At 71.7% G+C, this 22,111-nt stretch carries 16 protein-coding genes and 1 pseudogene; 9 read left to right on the top strand and 8 right to left on the bottom strand.

Translation table 11 applies throughout. The annotated features are described in order from the left end of the window. Positions 1 to 10 precede the first annotated feature (10 nt). The gene (ftsE, locus tag ACZ39I_RS35525) at positions 11 to 700 is read right to left on the bottom strand and encodes a cell division ATP-binding protein FtsE (protein ID WP_352391116.1); all 690 of its coding nucleotides are present in this window, start codon (positions 698 to 700) and stop codon (positions 11 to 13) included. Positions 701 to 936: 236 nt separating this feature from the next. Here ftsE and ACZ39I_RS35520 point away from each other — a divergent pair, with 236 nt between their 5' ends. After that, positions 937 to 1,128, top strand: a complete 192-nt coding sequence (locus ACZ39I_RS35520) for a hypothetical protein (RefSeq protein ID WP_352391115.1) — start codon at positions 937 to 939, stop codon at positions 1,126 to 1,128. 119 nt (positions 1,129 to 1,247) lie between these two features. Here the strand turns inward: ACZ39I_RS35520 and ACZ39I_RS35515 are convergent, their stop codons facing one another. The 4 genes from ACZ39I_RS35515 to ACZ39I_RS35500 all read right to left on the bottom strand — a co-directional run bounded on the left by ACZ39I_RS35515 (position 1,248) and on the right by ACZ39I_RS35500 (position 6,450). Further along, a complete protein-coding gene (locus ACZ39I_RS35515) occupies positions 1,248 to 1,919 on the bottom strand; it encodes a hypothetical protein (protein ID WP_467249022.1) in 672 nt (223 codons plus the stop codon). Between the two features lie 293 nt (positions 1,920 to 2,212). Next, positions 2,213 to 3,319 carry a peptide chain release factor 2 gene (gene prfB, locus ACZ39I_RS35510; RefSeq protein WP_352391113.1) on the bottom strand — a complete coding sequence of 369 codons (1,107 nt, stop codon included), beginning with the start codon at positions 3,317 to 3,319 and terminating at the stop codon, positions 2,213 to 2,215. A gap of 59 nt (positions 3,320 to 3,378) precedes the next feature. After that, on the bottom strand, positions 3,379 to 4,635 hold the full coding sequence (locus ACZ39I_RS35505; RefSeq protein WP_467249021.1) for a serine/threonine-protein kinase: 1,257 nt from the start codon (positions 4,633 to 4,635) through the stop codon (positions 3,379 to 3,381). Between the two features lie 105 nt (positions 4,636 to 4,740). Continuing rightward, positions 4,741 to 6,450 carry a serine/threonine-protein kinase gene (locus tag ACZ39I_RS35500; protein WP_467249289.1) on the bottom strand — a complete coding sequence of 570 codons (1,710 nt, stop codon included), beginning with the start codon at positions 6,448 to 6,450 and terminating at the stop codon, positions 4,741 to 4,743. A 329-nt stretch (positions 6,451 to 6,779) separates the two neighbouring features. Here ACZ39I_RS35500 and ACZ39I_RS35495 point away from each other — a divergent pair, with 329 nt between their 5' ends. From ACZ39I_RS35495 to ACZ39I_RS35475, 5 genes and pseudogenes are all read left to right on the top strand, one after another. Further along, positions 6,780 to 10,571, top strand: coding sequence for an FHA domain-containing protein (locus ACZ39I_RS35495; protein ID WP_467249287.1), 3,792 nt, complete (start codon positions 6,780 to 6,782; stop codon positions 10,569 to 10,571). Positions 10,572 to 10,758: 187 nt separating this feature from the next. Beyond that, the gene (locus ACZ39I_RS35490) at positions 10,759 to 12,150 is read left to right on the top strand and encodes an ABC transporter substrate-binding protein (RefSeq protein ID WP_467249020.1); all 1,392 of its coding nucleotides are present in this window, start codon (positions 10,759 to 10,761) and stop codon (positions 12,148 to 12,150) included. Between the two features lie 4 nt (positions 12,151 to 12,154). After that, on the top strand, positions 12,155 to 13,498 hold the full coding sequence (locus ACZ39I_RS35485) for a carbohydrate ABC transporter permease (RefSeq protein ID WP_467249019.1): 1,344 nt from the start codon (positions 12,155 to 12,157) through the stop codon (positions 13,496 to 13,498). Continuing rightward, a complete protein-coding gene (locus tag ACZ39I_RS35480; protein ID WP_467249018.1) occupies positions 13,495 to 14,403 on the top strand; it encodes a carbohydrate ABC transporter permease in 909 nt (302 codons plus the stop codon). The genes ACZ39I_RS35485 and ACZ39I_RS35480 overlap by 4 nt, the downstream gene beginning before the upstream one ends. Before the next feature lie 140 nt (positions 14,404 to 14,543). Then, a pseudogene (locus ACZ39I_RS35475) lies at positions 14,544 to 16,801 on the top strand (bifunctional glycosyltransferase/CDP-glycerol:glycerophosphate glycerophosphotransferase). Between the two features lie 121 nt (positions 16,802 to 16,922). On the opposite strand, the gene galE reads toward ACZ39I_RS35475, so the two are convergent. Together galE and ACZ39I_RS35465 are read right to left on the bottom strand one after the other, a co-directional pair. Beyond that, a complete protein-coding gene (gene galE / locus ACZ39I_RS35470; protein WP_467249017.1) occupies positions 16,923 to 17,903 on the bottom strand; it encodes a UDP-glucose 4-epimerase GalE in 981 nt (326 codons plus the stop codon). Between the two features lie 86 nt (positions 17,904 to 17,989). Then, positions 17,990 to 18,466 carry a MarR family winged helix-turn-helix transcriptional regulator gene (locus ACZ39I_RS35465; protein WP_467249016.1) on the bottom strand — a complete coding sequence of 159 codons (477 nt, stop codon included), beginning with the start codon at positions 18,464 to 18,466 and terminating at the stop codon, positions 17,990 to 17,992. 124 nt (positions 18,467 to 18,590) lie between these two features. Between ACZ39I_RS35465 and ACZ39I_RS35460 the strand changes: the two genes are divergently transcribed. Beyond that, positions 18,591 to 19,004 carry an organic hydroperoxide resistance protein gene (locus ACZ39I_RS35460; protein ID WP_125192855.1) on the top strand — a complete coding sequence of 138 codons (414 nt, stop codon included), beginning with the start codon at positions 18,591 to 18,593 and terminating at the stop codon, positions 19,002 to 19,004. Between the two features lie 282 nt (positions 19,005 to 19,286). Continuing rightward, positions 19,287 to 20,219 (top strand): ADP-ribosylglycohydrolase family protein, encoded by a 933-nt coding sequence (locus ACZ39I_RS35455; protein WP_467249015.1) that lies wholly within the window; start codon positions 19,287 to 19,289, stop codon positions 20,217 to 20,219. A gap of 117 nt (positions 20,220 to 20,336) precedes the next feature. Here the strand turns inward: ACZ39I_RS35455 and ACZ39I_RS35450 are convergent, their stop codons facing one another. Further along, a complete protein-coding gene (locus ACZ39I_RS35450; protein ID WP_352391105.1) occupies positions 20,337 to 20,975 on the bottom strand; it encodes a TetR/AcrR family transcriptional regulator in 639 nt (212 codons plus the stop codon). Between the two features lie 210 nt (positions 20,976 to 21,185). Here ACZ39I_RS35450 and ACZ39I_RS35445 point away from each other — a divergent pair, with 210 nt between their 5' ends. Next, positions 21,186 to 22,103 (top strand): ABC transporter permease, encoded by a 918-nt coding sequence (locus ACZ39I_RS35445; protein WP_467249014.1) that lies wholly within the window; start codon positions 21,186 to 21,188, stop codon positions 22,101 to 22,103. Positions 22,104 to 22,111 lie beyond the last annotated feature (8 nt).

The raw sequence follows: 22,111 nt of genomic DNA, 5'->3' as shown, positions 1-22,111 counted from the left end.
CGAACGGCGGTCAGTGCTGGTAGCCGTAGACGCCGCGTGCCTGGTCGCGGACGAGACGGCCCTTCTCCAGCTCGATGACGCGCTTGCGCATCTGGTCCACGATGTTCTGGTCGTGGGTGGCCATCAGGACGGTCGTGCCGGTCCGGTTGATCCGGTCCAGCAGCTTCATGATGCCGACGGAGGTCTGCGGGTCGAGGTTGCCGGTGGGCTCGTCGGCGATCAGCAGCTTGGGCCGGTTCACGAAGGCCCGGGCGATCGCCACGCGCTGCTGCTCACCACCGGAGAGCTCACCGGGCATCCGCTCCTCCTTGCCGCCGAGCCCGACGAGGTCGAGCACCTGCGGCACGGACTTGCGGATCTCGCCCTTCGACTTGCCGATGACCTCCTGCGCGAAGGCCACGTTCTCGGCGACCGTCTTGTTGGGCAGGAGCCGGAAGTCCTGGAACACCGTCCCCAACTGGCGCCGCATCTGCGGCACCTTCCAGTTGGACAGACGGGCGAGGTCCTTGCCCAGCACGTGCACCTGTCCCTGGCTGCACCGCTCCTCGCGGAGGATCAGCCGCAGGAAGGTGGACTTTCCGGAGCCGGAGGACCCGACGAGGAACACGAACTCGCCCTTCTCCACTTCCAGGGAGACATCCCTGAGTGCGGGGCGGGTCTGCTTGGGGTAGACCTTGGATACGTTGTCGAATCGGATCACGGATGCACCACGGTAGGCCGGGGGTAGATGAGCGTGACCATACGCGAACCGGGTGCGCGAGCGCAGGCGCCGGTTCGGGTTGCGTATCGCTTGGGCGGTTTTGTGCCCACCTGGGAACCCCGGCTCCGGCAGCGCACAGGCGACCCCCACAGGAACCTGGCACAGTAGGGAGGGGAACGTTCTGGGACCCGGAACCGTTCTCCCCGTGGAACACATTCGCAAGAAGGGTGACGCGCATGACGTACGACCGCCTGGTGTGCGCAAACTGCGCGGCACCCGTGAGCGAGGGCCGGTGCCCGGTGTGCCGCGCGAACCGCGACCGGCTGCAGCAGGACAATCCCTTCGCGGGCCTGAACCCGACGGCCCTGATCGCCCTGCTCGCGGTCCTGATCGCGACGGTGGCACTGCTGGCGCACCAGACCGCGTAGACGGCGGTCGAGGACATACGAGCCGAGGACATACGAAGGGCCCGGAGCGGACTCGCTCCGGGCCCTTCGCCGTTCAGCATGCGCACGCTAGGCACGCGTGCGACTACTTGTGGTCACCGTCAGGCGGCAGCGCCACCACGGCCGCCCGCGAGGCGCGGCAGGATGCGGAAGCCGATGCCACCGGCGATCATCGTCGCGGCACCGATCACCAGGAAGGTGGTCTGCGCGGCACCGGTCTCGGCGAGCTCCTGCCCGTTGCCCTGGGCCGACGTGTTGGACGTGGTGTCCGCGCCGGTGTCGGTGAGGGCCGAGGAGCCCTCTTCCTGGACGGAGGTGTTGGAGCCGCCGTCGGGGTCGGTGTTGCTGTTGCCGCCCCCGGCGTTCCCGTTGCCGTTGCCGTTCCCGTTGCCGTTCCCGTTGCCGTTCCCGTTGCCGTTCCCGTTCCCGTTTCCGTTCCCGTTACCCGGGTCGGTCGGGTCCTCGGTGGGCTCGGTGGGCTCCTCGGTCGGGTCCGTGGGCTCGTCGGTGACCGGCGGCGTCACCGGGTCCGTCGGGAGATCGGTCGCCGGGTCGGTCGGGAGTTCGGTGACCGGGTCGGTCGGAATCTCCGTGACCGGGTCGGTCGGGTCGTCGCCGAGGCCGGCGTCGACGTTCACGCCGACCCCGCTGTCGCCCACGCCCACGTTGATCTCCAGCGCGGAAGCCGCGCCGGCAGCAGTCAGCGAGGCACCGGCCGCGATCACGGCACCGGCGGCTATGCGCGCGATCCGGATCCGCGTCTTCTTCGTCATGTGGTTGCTACCCCCAGTAGCTCATCGTCAATGAGGCGGCGCTCGGGGCCGTGATCGACGGGAGAAGGTAGCGGTTGCTCAAGTCCCCCGGTTCACATGCGCCCCAGAGATACGCATGCCACGCTTCACCCTTCCCATTTTTCAAAGCAACGTCAAGGCCGTTGCGGGCGCGATGTCCCGGTAAGGGCCCAATGCCGGGGAAAGCGGTCTGTGAGTGTGATGTAAAACCCAGACATAAAGCAAACTGCCGCCCGGTGGGCGGCAGTTGCAAAACGGTTGTCAAATCGACAAAGTTACTTCTCCTGCTGCTTGCGCCAGCGAATTCCGGCTTCGAGGAAGCCGTCGATCTCGCCGTTGAACACAGCCTCGGGATTGCCGACCTCGAAGTCGGTGCGCAGGTCCTTGACCATCTGGTACGGGTGCAGGACGTACGAACGCATCTGGTTGCCCCAGGAGTTGCCGCCGTCGCCCTTGAGGGCGTCCATCGCGGCCTGCTCCTCCTGGCGGCGCCGCTCCAGCAGCTTGGCCTGGAGGACGTTCATCGCGCTCGCCTTGTTCTGGATCTGCGAGCGCTCGTTCTGACAGGAGACGACGATGCCGGTGGGCAGGTGGGTCAACCGGACCGCGGAGTCGGTGGTGTTGACGCCCTGTCCGCCGGGACCGGACGACCGGTAGACGTCCACGCGCAGTTCGGACTCGTCGATCTCGATGTGGTCGGTCTTCTCGACCACGGGCAGGATCTCGACACCGGCGAAGGAGGTCTGACGGCGCCCCTGGTTGTCGAAGGGCGAGATGCGCACCAGCCGGTGCGTGCCCTGCTCGACGGAGAGCGTGCCGTAGGCGTACGGGATCTGCACGGCGAAGGTGGTCGACTTGATGCCGGCCTCCTCGGCGTACGAGGTCTCGTAGATCTCGGTCTTGTAGCCGTGCTGCTCCGCCCACCGCAGGTACATCCGCTGGAGCTTCTCCGCGAAGTCGGCGGCGTCGACACCACCGGCCTCGGCGCGGATGTTGACCAGCGCCTCGCGGGAGTCGTACTCACCGCTGAGCAGTGTCCGGACTTCCAGTTCGTCCAGTGCCTTCTTGACGGCGACGAGCTCGGACTCGGCCTCCGCGAGGGTGTCCGGGTCGTCCTCCTCCTCGGCCATCTGGAACAGCACGGAGAGGTCGTCGATGCGGCTGCGCAGCGCGTCCGCCTTCCTGACCTCCGCCTGGAGGTGGGACAGCTTGCTGGTGATCTTCTGCGCCTCGTCCGGGTTGTCCCACAGGGACGGCGCGGCCGCCTGCTCCTCGAGCACGGCGATGTCTGCCCTCAGCTTGTCGAGGTCCAGAACGGCCTCGATCGACTCCATGGTCGAGGAGAGGGACTTGAGCTCTTCGGATACATCGACGACTGCCACGCCCTCCAGCCTAACGGCTGTGGCAACCGACGTCGGTCGTCCCCCGGCCCGCCGCCCCCTCAGGGGGAGGCCGGCGCCGAGTTCTTCGTGTCCTGTGGTGACGCTCCCGCGTCGTCGCCCGATGTGGCCGCCCATATCCCGGCGCCCGCCGCCGCGACCAGCACCAGTCCCGCGATCCCCACGACCAGCCTCCGCCGCCGTGTGGTCGCCCGGTGTCGCGCGGATCCCGGCCGCGGCGCCCCGGCGGGCCTCGGCACCCGGGCCGTCCCCAGCGCGCCGCCGGCCAGCTCGTCAGGACCAGGCACCCTCATCGAGGTGTGCGTGTCCCGGTTGGAGTCGGCGGGCTTGGCGCCGGGCACCAGCGGTACGGCTCCCCGCCGCGCCGACCGCCCGGAGGACACCGGCTCCCCGTCGGAGGCCGCCGTCGGCGTCTCCCCGTCCGGCTCCTCCTCCTGCTCCGCGTCCGGTTCGTCCACGTCCAACGGGGGCATGCCGGCCAGCAACGGCAGCAGCTCCCGCAACCGCGTCCCCAGCTCGGACGCCCGCAGGCGAGAGGCCGGCGCCTTGGCCAGGCACTGCACGATCAGCTGCCACAGCTCGTCGGGGATGCCCGGGAGCGGAACCACCGTCTCCGTCACATGTCGCCGCAGCACCGCCCCGGGATGCCCGCCGCCGAACGGTGTGAACCCGGCCAGCAGCTCGTACAGGACGGTCGCCAGGGCGTAGATGTCCACCGACGCCCGCGGCGGCAGCCCCTCGACGATCTCCGGCGCCAGATAGTCCGGCGTCCCGATGATCTTCGTGGCCCGGGTGCGCCGCGGCGAGTCGATGAGCTTGGCCACACCGAAGTCCGTCAGCAGGGCGGGATGCGCGCCCCCGGGGCCCAACGGACCCTGCATGTCGAGCAGGATGTTCTCCGGCTTCACGTCCCGGTGCACGACCCCCTTGGCGTGCGCGGCGGCCAGCCCGTCCGCGACGTCCGCCACGATCGCAACCGCCGCCTCGGGCGCGAGCCGCTTCTCCCGGTCGAGCCGGGTGCGCAGATCGGTGCCGCGGACCAGGTCCATGACGAGCGCGAGGTCGTTGCCGTCGACCACGAGGTCGCGTACGGAGACCACATGGGGGTGCTCCAGGCCGAGCAGAGCCGTGCGCTCCTGGACGAAGCGGCCGACGAGCTCCTGGTCGGACGCGAGATCCTCGCGCAGCAGCTTGACGGCGACGGGACCCTCGGGGCCCTCGCCCAGCCACACCGTGCCGGCGCTGCCCCGCCCCAGGATCTGGTTGGCGGTGTACCGGCTGCCGATCTTCCGTGCCAAGGCTGCTCCTACAGACGCGTGTTGTCGCTAAAACTACGCGCCGGAAGAGCCAACCTTCACCGCGGAGACGGAAATCACCCGCTGGGTGTCGACAAATCCACAGAGTTACTGCTGACCCGAGGAGTTTCCGCCCAGATCCCCGATCCACTTGCTGACGGTGTCGACGATGTCCCCGATCTGCTGCCAGTAGCCCTTGCCGGTGCCGATCCAGTCCTGCAGCGGGCTCAGCTCCCAGATCAGCCAGCTCGCGACGAACAGGATGATGATCGTGAACAGACAGCCCTTGAGGCAGCCCAGACCCGGGATCCGCATCCTGTTGGCACTGCGCTGACGCGGTTGCCGGGGCTCGCGCACGGGGCGCTCGGGCTGCGGCGGGGGCGCGTACCGCTGCGGCTGCTGCTGCGGGGCGTACTGCTGGGGCTGTTGGGGCTGCGGCTGACGGCCGTAACCGCCCTGCGGCGGCCGCTGCGGGGGCCGCTGCTGCCGCTGGGGCGGCTGCTGTTGCTGCGGCCTGGCGACCTGCCGCTGGGGGCGGCGGCGCAGCGGGTCCTCGTTGGGGTCGAGGTACTGCACCTGGGTCTGTTCGTTGCGGTCACGGGCCGCGCGCAGCTGGTTCTGCCAGGGGTGCGGGTCCTCGGGCCCGCCGGGCTGCTGTCCGTGCTGTCCCTGCTGCCCGTACTGGCCCTGTCCCGGCTGTCCGGGCGGCACCGGCGGCATGACGGCCGTCGGATCGGCCGCGCCGCGGTGCGGGAGTACGGCGGTGGGGTCGGCGGCGCCGACGGGGTTCCCGGCACCGGTGTGCGGCAGGAAGCTGGTCGCGGCGTTCGGGTCGTAGGCGCCCGCGCCGTGCGGCAGCACCTGCGTCGGGTCGGCGGCGCCCGGGGTGTCCGGCACGGCGGCCGGGTCGGGGTCGGGCAGCAGCAGCGCGCCGACGTTCTCCGCCGCGGCGATCTGCGCGGAGTTCGCGTGCACGCCGATGCCCTCGGCGACGACGCGCAGCCCGCGCGCGAGGTTCTCGGCGCTGGGGCGGCGCTCCGGGTTCTTGCTCAGACAGCGCTCTATGACCGTCCACAGCGGGTCGGGGACCGTGGAGGGGCGGCGCGGCTCGGCGCTCAGGTGCTGGTGCAGGACTTCGAGTGCGGAACCGCCGGCGAACGGCGGACGGCCGGTGACCAGCTCGTACAGCAGGATGCCGGCGCCGTAGATGTCGACGGCGGAGGTCTGCGGGCGGCCCTCGGCGGACTCGGGCGCGACGTACGCGGGCGTGCCGACGAATTCCTGGGTCCGGGTCAGGCCCGGGGAGTCCGCGAGGCGCGCGATGCCGAAGTCCGTCAGGAGGGGGTGCATCTGACCGCCGTGCTGCCGCAGCAGGACGTTGGCGGGCTTGAGGTCGCGGTGGACCACGCCGTCGGCGTGGCTGGCGGCGAGCGCGTCGGCGATCTGGGCGGTGATCAGGGCGGCGCCGACGGGGCTGAAGGGGCCGTTCTCGCGCAGATAGCGGTGCAGGTCGGGGCCCTCGACGAGGTCCATGACCAGGGCGAGCAGATCGCCTTCGACGACCAGGTCGCGCACCCGCACGATATTGGGATGGGTCAGCCGCAGCAGGACGGAGCGCTCGCGCAGGAACCGCATCACGATGTCCGGGTCGCTCGCGAGCTCCTCCTTGAGGACCTTGATCGCGACGGTCTCGCCGGGCTGTCCCGGTACGGCGGCCTCGGCGCCCGCGGTCTCCCGCTGGCGGGCACGCCACACGGTCCCCGTGGCACCGCGTCCGAGCGGCTCCTCGAGGAAGTACTTGCTGCCTACCGGCCGCACGTCATGCACTCCCTGCTGCTGGCTGTCGTTCCGACCCACTGTAGTGCCGCTCCTCACAGCACTACGTAAGCGCTGCCAAGCACGTTCGAAGGAAAGACGCTCCGTCCGGGTCCCTGGTTGCCGGACGTGGACGTGACCGATCTCAAGTGATCACCGGCGCAGCAGTGGTCAGGCACTTTTGGGGGCAGAGCTGACCAATCAAGATCACTTGCCCTCGGGCGACGGGCGCGTTGTCAGTGTCAGGTGCGAGGATGCGTGCAGTACTGGCCGATGGTGCTCGTGCGGGGGTGGGGATGTCCGCGTCCGAGCAGAAGGGACCGCTGACGGCGATGCAGATCCGGCTGACCGTCGTAGACCCGCTGGGCCCGCCCGACCGGACCCGGGGCCGCGCCGCGAGCCGCGACGTGCTGGTCACCGCTCCCGTCGGCACGGCACTGGCCACGGTGGCCACGGCACTCGCCTCGGCGGTCCCGGGGGACGGCGCCTCCCGCTCGGGCGAGGCCGAGCGCGGCGGCGGTCCGGTCGTGCTCTACGCGGACGGTGAGCGGCTGGACGCCCAGCGCGCCACCCTGGGCGAGCCCCCCTTGATCGACGGCGCCGTGCTGTCCCTGGGCGCCCCGGCGGCCCCCGAGCCCCACCCGGAGCTCGACGACGCCCCCACCCAGCTCCATGTGGTCGCCGGCCCCGACGCCGGCGGCGTCCATCTGCTGCACGGCGGCCAGATCCACATCGGCCGCTCCGCCGACGCCGACGTGCCCCTGGACGACCCCGACGTCTCCCGCCTGCACTGCGCGGTCACGGTCGCGCCCGACGGCCGCGTCTCGGTGGCCGACCTCGACTCCACCAACGGCACGACCCTGGACGGCTCCCGGGTGGGCACCCGCCCGGTCCGGTTCACCCCGGGCGCGCTCCTGAGGATCGGCGAGTCGGTGCTCCGGCTGTCGCCGAGCGGGGGGCGACGGCTCGGGACGGAACCGGACGGCGAGGGACATGTACGCGTGACCCCGGGCGAGGCCGGGCCGGTACCGGGCGGGAGCCGGGCACACGGACCTTCGGGCACGGCCGGTGAAGCGAACGGCAGTGGTCATGGACCGACCGTGAACGGGGCGCGCCCGCCGGGCCCTGCCCAGGGGAGCGGGACGGCAGGAGCTCACGAGGACGGCACAAGTGCGTCCGGCTCGGTCCCCGCACAGGAGGAGCGGTCGCCCCGCGCGCGGGGCAGGGTGTCGGCAGGCATGGGGGAGGGCCGCGACGGCGGCGACTCCTCACCCCGGCCGCCCATCGACCGGACCCGTCACGCCTACGGCTCCGCGAGCTGGGGCGCGTCCGGCGGGGGTCCCGCAACCCCGGGAGCGCAGGGGCACGGCCCCACCGAGCCGCCGGTCGTCGTGCCGGGCCAGGGCGGCGCACCTCGGATCGAGCACCGGGGCGACACCGACGCCAACCCCGGGGACACCCATGGCGGCCGCTCCGGGCTCGGCTCCTTCGAAGTGACGCGCACCACCGCCGTTCCCCCGCCTCCCCCGGCCGACCAGGCAATGCCCTCGGCTCCCGATCCGGCAGACGCCCCCGCGACCGGCCGCCGCAAGGGCACCCCTCTGCGCGGGACCGACGTACCGCAGGGTGTGCGGCGGCGCGGTGGACTGTCCGCGTGGGCCCGGCGACTGGCCGGGGGACGGGGTGAGCAGGAGACGTCCGAGCAGGACGAGGCGTACGGCGAGACGAGCGCGCCCGTCGCCGCGGTGCCCTCGGCCACCGCGTCCCAGCTGCCCGAGGTCTGGCCCGACCCGGCCGCCCTGCTGCTGACCGCACTGGGTCCCGGCGCGCGTCTGTGGGAGCGCGGGCCCGGGCATCCGGAGGCCCTCACCGTGCGGCTCGGCACCGCCGACCGGGCGGCCCCCGACGGCTCGGGGCTGCTGCCGGCCGTTCCGGTCACCGCGGATCTGCGCGAGGTCGGTGCGCTGGGCCTGGCCGGTCCCCGCGCGCGGCTCGCCGGGCTGGCCCGCGCGGTGGTCGCCCAGCTCGCCGCCCTGCACGCGCCCGAGACCCTGGAGATCGTCCTGATCAGCGCGGACCGTTCCCGGCCCGCGCCGGAGCGCACCGCCGAGTGGTCCTGGCTCGGCTGGCTCCCCCATGTCCGCCCGGGGCACGGCCAGGACTGCCGTCTCCTTCTCGCCCACGACCGCGAACAGGCCGCGGCCCGCACCGACGAACTCCTGCGGCGCCTGGACGACCACCTGGCCGACTCCGAGCTCGCCCCGGCCCGCGGGACCGTGCCGCCCGCCCGCTCCGCCACCTCGCAGGACCACCCCCGGAACACCGCCCGACGGCCCTCCTGGGCCCGGGACGACACGGAGGACGGGACGAGCGGCGGCTTCCCGGGGCCGTACACCGTGGTGGTCGTGGACGGCGATCCCGGCGGCGCGGGTCTGCGCAAGGCGGTGGCGCGGCTGGCGGCGGAGGGCCCCCGTGCCGGTATCCACGTCGTGTGCCTGGCCGAGACGGCCCCGGCCTCGCCCGCCTCTCCGGTGACGGACACCTATGAGGCGGCGTGCGCGGCGGCCCCCACGTTCCGCGAGTGCGGGGCGGTCGGCCTGCTCAGCGGGGACGTGGCGACGGCCCTGCGGCTGATGCGGGTGGCCCGAGCAGGGGTCCCCGCGGAGGCGGGCCGTGAGAGCGACGGCACCGGCGCCACTCCCGGCCGCGCCGAGACCGACCGCACCCGCACGCGCACTGGTGCCGAGATCCCCTCCACCGGCCCAGGTCCGCGGACCGACGCCGACACGGTCCACCTCACCGCAGTCCCGACGGCCGGCCCCACCCCGGTCGGCCACGGCACGGTCGCCGCCGTGGACGCCGTCTCCGCGGCCTGGGCCGAGCGGTTCGCGCGGGCGCTGGCACCGCTGCGGACGGACGGCACCACCGGTGCGGGGCACACGCGCGTGTCCTCGCCGTTGCCCCAGTCGGCGCGCCTGCTGGACGAGTTGGGGCTGGCCCGGGCCACCCCGCCGTCGCTGATGACCCGCTGGGCGGACGCGGCCGACGACCCGGAGTCGCTCGGCGGCCGGGCGTGGGCGGTGCTGGGGGCCGGGCCGCGCGGTCCGGTCTGCGCCGACCTCGTGGCCGAGGGCCCGCACCTGCTGATCGAGGGCCCCGCGGGCAGCGGCCGTACGGAACTGCTGCGGGCGGCCGTCGCCTCGCTGGCCGCGGCCGAGCGCCCCGACCGCCTCAGCATCGTCCTGATGGACGGCCGGGACACCGTGGGCGCCGGCGGCCACGGCGAGGGCCTGCGCGTGTGCACCGACGTACCGCATGTGACCACCCACCTCATCGCCAACGACCCGGTCCGTATGCGGGAGTTCGCCCAGTCCCTGAGCGCCGAGCTGAAGCGGCGCGCGGAGTTGCTGGGCCGCTCCGACTTCGCGGAGTGGCACACCGGCCGGGAGCTGTCGGGCCGTATGGTCGCCCAGCGCACGGCGTCCCCCCGCAGCGCGACAGGCGCCGCGGGTGCGCCCGGCGACCCGGCCGCCGCCGACCTCGACTCGCCGCCCAGCTCCACGATCCGCCTGCGTCCGGCGGCGGCCCGGCGCCGGACGGAGACGGCACCCCCGCTGCCCCGTCTGGTCGTGATCGTGGACGACCTGGACGCCCTGGTCTCCCCGCCCCTCGGCTCCCCGGGCAGGCCGGCCGCCGGCTCGGTCATACGCGCGCTGGAGGCGGTGTCCCGTGAGGGCGAGCGCCTGGGCGTCCACCTGGTGGCCGCGACCGGCCCGGGCGGCCGTACGGCGGAGTCGGAAGCGGCCCGCCGGGCCACCCTCCGCGTCACCCTGGACACCCCGGCCACCGGCCCGGACGAACCGGCCCCCGGCCGTGGCCGGTTGACCCGGTCCGACGGCCGGGTCACGGCGTTCCAGGCCGGCCGGGTCACCGGCCGCATCCCCCGCACGGCGACCCTGCGCCCCACGGTCGTCCCCCTGGAGTGGGAACACATGGGTGACCCTCCGGCCCGCCGCCCGGTCCGGGAACTGGGCAACGGCCCGACGGATCTTGCCCTGCTGGCGAGTGCATTGGAACGCGCGGCGAGGGAAGTGGCAGCAGCAGAGGTCCCGTCACTGCTCTAGGCATCAAGGGGTCCGGGGGCCCCGCCCCGGGTGACGCGTGCCCGGACGCACCGGCACTGGTCACGACGGCATCACGATCACCCGCTTGACAGTGGACGCCCACTTGCCGACCTCGGCGCCCCGGCGTAGACCAGATCGCACGGGACAGCCCTCGAACGTTCGACGAGGAACGAAGAACGGGGTCGTGATGCGCAGCACGAGCAGCACACAGCGGAAGCACAGGTCAGCGAACAGGGCTGCCAAGTCGGCGGCCGCCGCCCTCGCGGCGGCCCTCGCCCTCTCGCTCACCGCATGCAGCGGAGATGACGACAAGAGCAGTGACACGGGCGCGACAGGCGGCAAGGAGACCGGCACGACGGTCACCCTGCCCAAACTGAACGGCCAGAGCCTGGAGGTCGCCGCCGTCTGGAGCGGCGCCGAACAGACGAACTTCAAGAAGGTCCTCGCGGAGTTCGAGAAGCGCACCGGCGCCAAGGTGACCTTCGTGCCCGCCCAGGACCCGATCGTCAACTTCCTGGGTTCGAAGGTCGCGGGCGGCCAGCCGCCGGACATCGCGATGCTCCCGCAGCCGGGTGCCATCAAGCAGGCCGTGGACAAGAAGTGGGCCAAGCCCCTGGGAGCGGAGGCCAAGGCGGAGCTCGCCAAGAACTACTCGCAGGGCTGGCAGGACATCGGCAAGGTCGGCGGCACCCAGTACGGCGTGTACTACAAGGCCGCCAACAAGTCGCTGATCTGGTACAACGCCAAGGTCTTCGAGAACGCGGGCGCCACCGAGCCGAAGACCTGGGACGAGCTCCTCACCACCGCGCAGACGGTCTACGACTCGGGCGTGACCCCGTTCTCCGTGGGCGGCGCCGAGGGCTGGACCCTGACGGACTGGTTCGAGAACATCTACCTCTCCCAGGCGGGCCCGGAGAAGTACGACCAGTTGGCCAAGCACGAGATCAAGTGGACGGACCCGTCCGTGAAGGACGCGCTGACCACGCTGGCCCAGGTCTGGGGCAAGAAGGACTATGTCGCCGGCGGCGCCAAGGGCGCGCTGCAGACCGACTTCCCGGCTTCGGTGACCCAGACCTTCACCGGCGGCGACCAGCCCAAGGCGGCCATGGTCTACGAGGGCGATTTCGCGCAGGTCAACATCCAGACGGCCAAGGCGAAGGTGGGCACGGACGCGAAGGTGTTCCCGTTCCCGAAGGTCGGTGACACCGCCCCCGTGGTCTCCGGCGGCGACGCGGCCGTGATCCTGAAGGACTCCAAGGCGGCGCAGGCGCTGGCGACCTTCCTGGCCTCCCCGGACGCGGCGACGATCCAGGCCAAACTGGGCGGTTATCTCTCGCCGAACAAGAGCGTGGACGTCTCCTCGTATCCGAACCCGGTGCAGCAGAAGATCGCCAAGGCGCTGATCGACTCGGGTGACGACTTCCGCTTCGACATGTCCGACCAGGCCCCGCAGGCCTTCGGCGGAACGCCCGGCAAGGGTGAGTGGAAGGCGCTCCAGGACTTCCTGACGAACCCGAAGAACGTCGCGGGCACCCAGGCCAAGCTGGAGGCCGACGCGGCGGCCGCCTACGGGAACTGACGCGATGACGTCCGTCACCGAGGCAGGGGTCCCACCGGCCCCTGCCTCCCCCAAGTCGCGCAAGAGCGTGACCGGCACGCGCAGGTCCGTGGCAGTGCTGTTCCTGCTGCCCGCCCTGGTGCTGCTGGGCGCGCTCGTGGTCTACCCGATCGGGTACTCGATCGCTCGCAGCTTCTACGACCAGTCCGGTGACGGTTTCGCCGGAATCGACAACTACAAGGCCCTGTTCACCGACGACGGCATCCGCACGGCTCTGAAGAACAACATCATCTGGGTGGTGTTCGCGCCGACGATCTCCACAGCACTCGGTCTGATCTTCGCGGTGCTGACCGAGCGGGTCAGCTGGGGAACGGCGTTCAAGCTGGTCGTCTTCATGCCGATGGCGATCTCGATGCTGGCGGCGGGCATCATCTTCCGGCTCGTCTACGACCAGGACCCGGACAAGGGGTTCGCGAACGCGGTGTGGGTGGGCGTGCACGACACGTTCGCGCAGTCCTCGGCGTTCCCGAAGGCCCATCCGGGCCGCAACTCGCCGCTGGTGGCCCAGGGCGGCGGTTTCATCACCAAGACCGCGGTCCACACCGGCGGGACGGTCACCCTGCCCCTGGTGGGCGTCGCCCCCGACCAGATGCCCGGTGACGCGAAGAAGGCCGTGGCGCCGCAGGCGGACCCGGGCCGGATCACCGGGACCACCTGGCAGGACTTCACGCGCGGCAAGGGCGTCGGCACGCTCGGCGGGGTCGACCCGACCGAACTCGGCTACCCCGGCATGAAGATCGAGGCGGTCAAGGACGGCAAGGTCGTCGAGACGGCGAAGGCCGGCGACGACGGCACGTTCTCCTTCTCGGAGAAGGCCGACGGGGCCCAACTGCGGCTTCCGGCGAGCAACTTCAAGGAGGCCTACAACGGGATCGACTGGCTCGGCCCGTCGCTGGTGACACCGGCGATCATCGGGTCGTACATCTGGATGTGGGCCGGTTTCGCGATGGTGCTGATCGCGGCCGGGCTCGCGGGCATCCCCCGCGAACTCCTGGAGGCGGCCCGGGTCGACGGCGCGAGCGAGTGGCAGGTCTTCCGCAGGGTCACGGTCCCCCTGCTGGCACCCGTGCTCGCGGTCGTCACCGTGACCCTGATGATCAACGTCCTGAAGATCTTCGACCTGGTCTTCATCATCCCCCCGGGCTCCTCGCAGGACGACGCGAACGTCCTCGCGCTGGAGCTGTACCGCAAGGGCTTCGCCGAGGACCAGCCCGGCATCGCGAGCGCCATCTCGGTGTTCCTGCTGCTGCTGGTGATCCCGGTGATGTGGTTCAACATTCGTCGGCTCAGGCGGGAGGTACGGCGATGACCACTCAGGCCGAAAGGCTCCCCGAGACGGCAGCGGCCGACGGGGTGAAGGCGAAGCAGTCGCTCGGCTCACGGCTCGTCGAGCGCGTCAGCGGCGGCCTGATCAGCGTCTTCCTCGTCGTCGTCGGCCTGTTCTGGCTGGTGCCGACGATCGGGCTGCTGATCTCCTCGCTGCGCAGCCCGGCCGACCTGGCGGCGACCGGCTGGTGGAAGGTCTTCACCGAGCCCTCCCAACTCACCCTCGACAGCTACGACAAGCTCCTCCAGAACGGCGACATCACCGGCTCCATCGTCAACACCGTGCTGATCACGGTCCCGGCGACGCTGCTCGTGATCGTCATCGGCGCGCTCGCGGGTTACGCGTTCGCGTGGATGGAGTTCCCGGGCCGCGACTGGTGGTTCATGGGCGTGGTCGGCCTGCTGGTCGTGCCGGTGCAGGTGGCGCTGATCCCGATCGCCGAACTCTTCGGCAAGCTGGGCCTGTTCGGCAACATCTTCGGGGTGATCCTCTTCCACACGGGCTTCGGCCTGCCCTTCGCGGTGTTCCTGCTGCGGAACTTCTTCGCGGAGATCCCCCGCGAACTCCTGGAGGCGGCACGGCTGGACGGCGCGGGCGAACTGCGCCTGTTCACACGGGTGGTGATGCCGCTCGGCGGGCCCGCGATCGCGAGCCTGGGCATCTTCCAGTTCCTGTGGGTGTGGAACGACATGCTGATCGCGCTGGTGTTCACGGACGCCGACAGCCAGCCGATCACCGTCGCCCTCCAGACCCAGATGCGCGCCTTCGCCGACAACGTCGACGTCCTGGCACCGGGAGCGTTCATCTCGATGGTGATCCCGCTGATCGTGTTCTTCGCGTTCCAGCGGCAGTTCGTCTCCGGCGTGATGGCGGGCGCGGTCAAGTAACCCGTACGACAGCGGAGTTGGAGGGGCGGGCCGGAACCGGTCCGCCCCTTCGCGTTAGCCCGAATGCTGTACGGACCGTAACCCCGTGCCGTCGTGGGGCGTTCCCGGGCAGAACTCCCGTGCCGACTCTTGGATGTGCCGTGCCCAGGTTCAGTGTCATCGTCCCCGCGTACAAGGTTCAGGCGTATCTGCCCGCATGCCTGGAATCGGTGCTGTCACAGTCGTACGAGGATCTGGAGCTGATCGCGGTCGACGACCGCTCGCCGGACGCGTGCGGCGAGCTCATCGACGAGTACGCGGCCCGTGACCCCCGGGTCAAGGCGGTCCACCTGGCACGGAACTCGGGGCTCGGGCCGGCCCGCGAGGCCGGGAAGGCCGTGGCGAGCGGCGACTACCTGCTGTTCCTCGACGGCGACGACACCCTCACCCCGCACGCGCTGCGGGCGATCGCCGACCGGCTGAAGGAGACGGGCGAGCCGGACGTCCTGATCCACGGCCACGCGCTCGCCCACTGGTCGGACGGGACGGTCCCCGACGCCTCCGCGGGCCGGCTGACCGAGCGGGGCCCGGCACCCTTCCGTCTGGAGGACCGCCCGGGGCTGCTGCGGGTGCCGCCGGTGGCCTGGAACAAGGCCTACCGCAGGGAGTTCGTCGAGCGCGAGGGCTTCGCCTTCCCGCCCGGTCACCACACGGACCTGCCCTGGACCTACCCCGTCCTGATGGCCGCGGAGTCGATCGCCACCCTGGACCGGGTCTGCGTCCACCACCGCAGGCGCCGCGGAGGCGAACCCCGCGACCCCGCCGACCACTTCGACGTCTTCGAGCAGTACGACAGGGTCTTCGCGTACGTCGACTCGCGCCCCGAACTCGCCCAGTGGCGGGCGGTGTTGTTCCGCCGCATGGTGGACCACCTCTCGGCGGTGTTCACCGACCGGGAGCGCCTCCCGCGCTCCAGCCGCCACGCGTTCCTGCGGCGGGCCCGCGACCACTACCGCGCCCACCGCACCCCGGGCCACCCGGTCCCGGCGCGCTCCCGGCTGCGGCACGCCGTGATCCGCCTGGGCCTGTACCGCAGCCAGCGGTTCGCGGAACTGGCCCGCAGGTCCGGCCGAGGGACCGCCCGCCCGCTCGTACGCCTCGCCACGTCCCTGCACGCGGCGGCCCTGCGGCTCCACTACCGCGTCCAGCTCCGCCTCCCGCTGCGCGCGGACCGTGCCGTCTTCGCCGCCTACGGGGGCCGCGGCCACGGCTGCAACCCGGGCGCCCTCGAGGAGGCGTTCCGCACCTTCGCCCCGCACATCCGCACCGCGTGGATCGCCCGCCCCGAGCACCACCACACGATCCCGACCGCGACCCGCAGGCTGCGCCCCGGCACGGCCGCCTACTGGACGGCGCTGGCCCGCTCCAAGTACCTCGTGAACAACACCGACTTCGACCGCCGTCTGGTCAAGCGCCCCGGCCAGGTCCTCGTCCAGACCCAACACGGCACACCGCTCAAGCACATGGGCCTGGACCTCAAGGAACGCCCGGCGGCGTCAGGGGACTTGGACTTCGACGCGATGCTGCGCGACGTCGACCAGTGGGACTACCTCCTGCCCCCCAACCGCCACACCACCCTGACCTGGGAACGCGTCTACCCCGGGGGCTACACCCCGCTCCCCTACGGCTATCCGCGCAACGACGTGTTCCAGCGGGCGACTTCGGAGGACGTACGGCGGCTGCGCGAGTCCCTCGGCATCCCCGCGGGCTCGGTCGCGATCCTGTACGCGCCGACCTACCGCGACTACCGCCGCACCCAGCACACCACCCTCGACCTGGACCGCCTCCTGCGCCGCCTGGGCCCCCGCTTCGTCGTCCTGGCCCGCGCGCACCACCGCCACGGCGGCCCGCTCGTCTCCCCCGCGGCCGGCCGGGTCATCGACGTCACCGACCACCCGAGCGTGGAGTCCCTGTGCCTCGCCTCGGACGCCCTGGTCACCGACTACTCGTCCCTGATGTTCGACTACGCGGGCCTGGACCGCCCGATCGTGATCCACGCCGACGACCGGGAGGCGTACGAGGCCACCCGCGGCACCTACTTCGACCTGCGGTCCTTCGCTCCGGGCGCGATCGCGCGCAGCGAGGACGAACTGATCGACATCTTCGCCACCGGCCACTGGCGCGGCTCCCGTTCCACCCAGCTGCGCTCGGCGTTCCGCGAGCGCTTCTGCCCGTACGACGACGGCCGCGCCGCCGAACGGGTCGTACGCCATGTCGTCCTGGGCGAGACCGGTTGCCGCCGGTGATCCCGCTCGCCGACCGGCATCCGGTGCCGTCGGCGGCGGCCGCGCTCGACCGCTCCCCGCTGGCCACCGTGTCCGGCCCCGCGACGGACACTCCCGTCGCCGAGACCCGCTAGGAGGGGCCCGTGCCGTCGAGTCCGTCCCGTCCCACCCCGACCCGCCCGTCCACCTGGCGACCGGCGGGGCGGCCGGGGCGCCGGTCGCCGCGTGGCCCGGGCGGGCCGCCGTCGCCCGCCGCTATCCCCGGGCCGCCTGCGGATGCAGCCGCACCCATCCCTCCCACGCCGACGTGATCATGTCCTGGACGTCGTGCTTGGCCTTCCAGCCGAGTTCCGTGGCCGCCAGTTCGGCGGAGGCGACGACCCGCGCGGGGTCTCCGGGGCGGCGGGGGGTGACCGTCGGCGGGCGGTCGTAGCCGGTGATGGCGTTGATGTGGTCGATCATCTCGCGCACGGAGACGCCCTCGCCGCGGCCGATGTTGACGGTGAGGTCGCGCCCGGGGGCCGACTGCAGGGTGCGGGCCGCGGCCACGTGGGCCTCGGCCAGGTCGGCGACGTGGATGTAGTCGCGGACGCAGGTGCCGTCGGGGGTGTCGTAGTCGTCGCCGAAGATGCGCGGGGACGCATCCTCGGTGAGCCTCTCGAAGACCATCGGGACGATGTTGAAGACACCCGTGTCGGCCAGCTCGGGGCTCGCCGCGCCCGCCACGTTGAAGTAGCGCAGACAGGCCGTGGACAGGCCGGTCGCGCGGCCCGTGGCGCGGACCAGCCACTCCCCCGCCAGCTTGGTCTCGCCGTACGGGGACATCGGCGCGCAGGGGGTCTCCTCGGTCACCAGCGGGACGTCCGGCATGCCGTACACCGCCGCTGAGGACGAGAAGACGAAGGAGGGGACCTGGGCCGTCGTCACGGCCTCCAGGAGCACGCGCAGGCCCTCGACGTTCTGCCGGTAGTAGTGCAGCGGCAGGTCCACCGACTCGCCGACCTGCTTCTTCGCCGCGAGGTGGACCACACCGGTGACCTCGTGGTCCGCCAGGGTGTGCGCGACCCGCTCGGCGTCCAGCGTGGAACCCACCACCAGCGGCACGTCGGCCGGCACGCGCTCGGCGACACCGGTGGACAGGTCGTCGTACACGACCGCCTGCTCGCCCGCCTCGGTCATCGCCCTCACGACGTGCGCCCCGATGTAACCGGCGCCGCCGGTGATCAGCCAGGTCATGTACGGCCGTCCCCTCTTCGCTCGACCCGTGTCCGCGTATCAGTGAACCAGGCGGTCGGGGCCGACGGGGGCCACTGCGGTGACTGTCAGTCCTCGTCGGGCAGCTCGGCGTGCACGGCCGCGTCCAGTGACGAGGTGAGCTGGTCGAGGCGGGCTCGCAGGTCGCGGATCTCGTCCACGTCGAAGCTGGTCGCCGCGACGATCCGGCGGGGCACCCGCACCGCGCGCTCGCGCAGGGCGACGCCCTCCTCGGTGAGCCGCACCTCCACCGAGCGCTCGTCACGGGTACTGCGTTCGCGCCGGACCAGGCCGGCCGCCTCGAGGCGCTTGAGGAGCGGGGAGAGCGTGCCCGAGTCGAGCCGCAGGTGCTCGCCGAGCTTCTTGACGGGCAGGTCGCCGTGCTCCCACAGCACGAGCATCACCAGGTATTGCGGGTAGGTGATCCCCAGATCCTTGAGGATCACGCGGTAGACGCTGCCGAAGGCGCGGGAAGCCGCGTTCAGGGAGAAGCAGATCTGTTGGTCGAGGCGGAGCCAGTCGGTGGCGGTCGGTGGCGTGGTCATGCCTCCAGGATAGCGCTTGTGAGCCATTTAGTTGTGCACAACTAAATGGTGTGCTCTACTAACGGTCGTGAGGGCGGCCGCCAGAAGAGCCGCCCGGAACAGACTTCGAGAGGGATGGTCTTTCATGGACGCGCTCTACACCGCTGTCGCCACCGCCACCCACGGCCGTGACGGCCGGGCCTACACGAACGACGGCAAGATCGACGTCGCGCTGGCCCCGCCGGTGGAGCTCGGCGGCAACGGACAGGGCACCAACCCGGAGCAGCTGTTCGCCGCCGGCTACGCCGCCTGCTTCGGCAGCGCCCTCGGTCTCGTCGGCCGCCAGGCCAAGGTGGACGTCAGCGACGCCGCCGTCACCGCCGAGGTCGGCATAGGCAAGCAGGGCGAGGGCTTCGGCCTCAAGGTCGCCCTCCGCGTCGAACTCCCCGACACCGTGGACGCGGAGACCGGCCGCAAGCTCGTCGAGCAGGCCCACCAGGTCTGCCCCTACTCCAACGCCACCCGCGGCAACATCGAGGTGGACCTCGTCATCGAGTAGGTCCGGAAGCGGACTTCGGGGACGGGGGTGCGGGGCCGCGGGGGCGGGGGCGGATGCGCCGGGGTAGGGATTGCCTGGACGGGCCGCGGGCGGCTCCGCGATTGACCCGCGCGGGTTGCCCACGACGCTAAGGCTTACCGGCGCTTGCCGAGGGCGGACACCCCGAGCCTGGCCTGCCCTGACGGGCCACCAACGGCTCGGGGGCGGCCCGCGCGGGTGGCCGTAACCGCCGCGGGTCGGCCCGCCTGGCTGGCCGTAACCGCTCATGGCTAGCCTGCGCTGATGGTCGTCAGCGTGGAGCGCGCCCTGGGCGCTGTCATCGGTTCCGCCGTGGGGGATGCGCTGGGCGCTCCCTTCGAGTTCGGGCCGGAGGGCGCTTTCTCGGACCGCTTTCCGGAGCCGGGGCACGGCGGCGAGATGTGCGGGGGCGGCGGCTGGGACCCGGGTGAGGCGACCGACGACACGCAGATGGCGGTCCTGGTCGCCGAGTCGCTGGTGGAGTGCGGCGGGCTCGAACTCCCGGACGTCTTCCGGCGGTTCCAGCGGTGGGCGGCGGCGCAGCCGAAGGACATCGGCCTCCAGACCGAGGCCGTGCTCAGCAGCGGCGACCCCTGGGACATCGCGGCCGCTCTCCACTTCCAGGTGAACCAACGGGCGGCGGGAAACGGCGCCCTGATGCGGGCGGCCCCCTCCGCCGTGCACTTCGCCCGCCACGGCCGCGAGGCCACCATGGCCGCCGCCCGCCGCCTGGCCGCCCTCACCCACGGCGACCGTGCGGCCTGGGAGGGCACGGCCGTCTTCCACGAACTGATTCGAGTGGCCCTCGCCGGTGACGATCCGCTGGACGCCGTGGCAGCCACCCTCGACACGGTCCACCCGGACCACCGCCGGCGCTACGCCACCGTCCTGGCCCCCGACTGGCACCCGGACCAGGCCACCGAGTTCAACGGCGCCGTATGGCCCTGCCTGGGCTCGGCGGTCTGGGCGCTGCGCACGACGACCTCGTACGAGACTGCCGTACGCGCCGCGATCGACCTGGGCGGCGACACGGACACGGTGGCAGCGGTGACGGGCGGCCTGGCCGGAGCGGTGTACGGCGTCACGGCCGTCCCGGAGCGCTGGACGGCCGCCCTGCACGTGCCGCTGCCGGGCTTCGCCGACCGGGTGCTGAGGACGGCCGACTTGGCGGACCTCACTCATCGCCTCACCAGGTGACAGGAGCGGCCTCTGATACGGATGCGCCTCCAGAATCTCCTTGCGGCGGGCGGGCGGGCGAGCCGGGTGCCGCCACGACACAGCCCGCGAAGAACCGGCGGCCCCGCGGCCACCGCGTCAGAGCGCTTTCAGCGCCTCCGTCGTCACCCTGGCCAGCGCCGCGAGGTACCCCTTCGGCAGCTTGGGGCTGCGGATCACCACGGAACGCCAGTACAGCGGGCCCGAGATCAGATCGAGCGCCAGCTCGTCGTTGAAGCCCCTGCGGAGCTCCCCGCGCTGCTCCGCCGCCGTGACGATCTTGCTGGCGACGCCCTCCTGCCCCTTCTGCAACGCGTTCTGCAGGGCCTCGGCGATCTCCGGGTTGCGAGCCGCCTCGGCCTGGAGGTCCGGGATGATCTGCGAGGCCACCGGGTGCCGCAGCGCCCTGGACGTCACCTCGTACAGCATCCGCAGGTCGTCCTCCAGCGAGCCCGTGTCCGGCACCGGCAGGCCCATCACCGCGATCTCCGACACGACGTCGAGGACCAGGTGCTGCTTGGAACGCCAGCGGCGGTAGACCGCGGTCTTGCCGACGCCCGCGCGGCGCGCGATGCCCTCGATCGACATCCGCGCGTATCCGGCGGCCGCGAGCTCCTCGAAGACGGCTGCCCGAATGGCTTCCGTCACATCCTCACGGAGGACGGCGGCCCCTGCCGGGGCACGGCGGCGCGTACGGGTCTGCGGCGCGTCGGCGTTGGTCGTCATGCGGAACAGCATAGGGCGTAGCGACGAAACGGTCCCGTTCCGACGCGATCCGTCACGACGAAACGGTTGCGTTCCGACGCTCACTCGTCCTACGCTCACGTTGCGACGATACGGTCCCGTCCCGACGTAAGAAAACGTGAAGAGTCACGTAAGGAAACGCCGAATGACGGGCGTGCCGACCGCACGCGCACCACCCCCACCCCCCGAGCGAAAGCAGCGGATGTGAGCCAGGTCCTCGACACACCGCCCCCGACAGCGCCCCCGGCCGGCGACGACCTCTCGGCCCTGGCCGCCCGGTACGGCCTCACGGTCAGCGGCGCCCGTCCGTCCCTGCCCGACTACGTCCGTCAGCTGTGGGCACGGCGTCACTTCATCACCGCGTTCTCGACCGCCAAGCTCACCGCGCAGTACAGCCAGGCCAAGCTCGGCCAGGTCTGGCAGGTGATGACCCCGCTGTTGAACGCGGCGGTCTACTACTTCATCTTCGGCGTGCTGCTGGGCACCAAGAGGAACGTGCCGGACTATGTCCCGTTCCTGGTCACGGGCGTGTTCATCTGGACGTTCACCCAGAGCTCGATCATGGCGGGCACCCGCGCGATCTCCGGCAACCTCGGCCTCGTGCGCGCCCTGCACTTCCCGCGGGCCGCGCTGCCGATCTCGTTCGCCCTGCAGCAGCTGCAGCAGCTGCTCTTCTCGATGGCCGCCCTGGTCGTGATCCTGCTCTGCTTCGGTGTCCCGCTCGCCGCGTCCTGGCTGCTGGCGATCCCGGCGCTGGTCCTGCAGTCCACGTTCAACGCGGGCGTCTCGATGATCATGGCGCGGATGGGCGCCAAGACGCCGGACATCGCGCAGCTGATGCCGTTCGTCCTGCGCACCTGGATGTACGTCTCCGGCGTCATGTGGAGCATCGACAAGCTGGCGAAGGGCCACCACGACTGGCCGTCCTGGGTGGTCCCCGTCCTCCAGGCCAACCCGGCCGCCGTCTACATCGACCTGATGCGCTACGCCCTGATCGACAGTTTCCACGCGAGCCAGCTGCCGCACCACGTGTGGGCGCTCGCGGTGGGCTGGGCGCTGGTCGCCGGCGTCGGCGGCTTCATCTACTTCTGGAAGGCTGAGGAGACGTACGGCCGTGGCTGACATCGAGA

The organism is Streptomyces sp. NPDC024687, assembly GCF_055559055.1.
The sequence above is the reverse complement of the archived record's forward strand: the minus strand, read 5'-3'. Positions and strand labels throughout refer to the sequence as shown.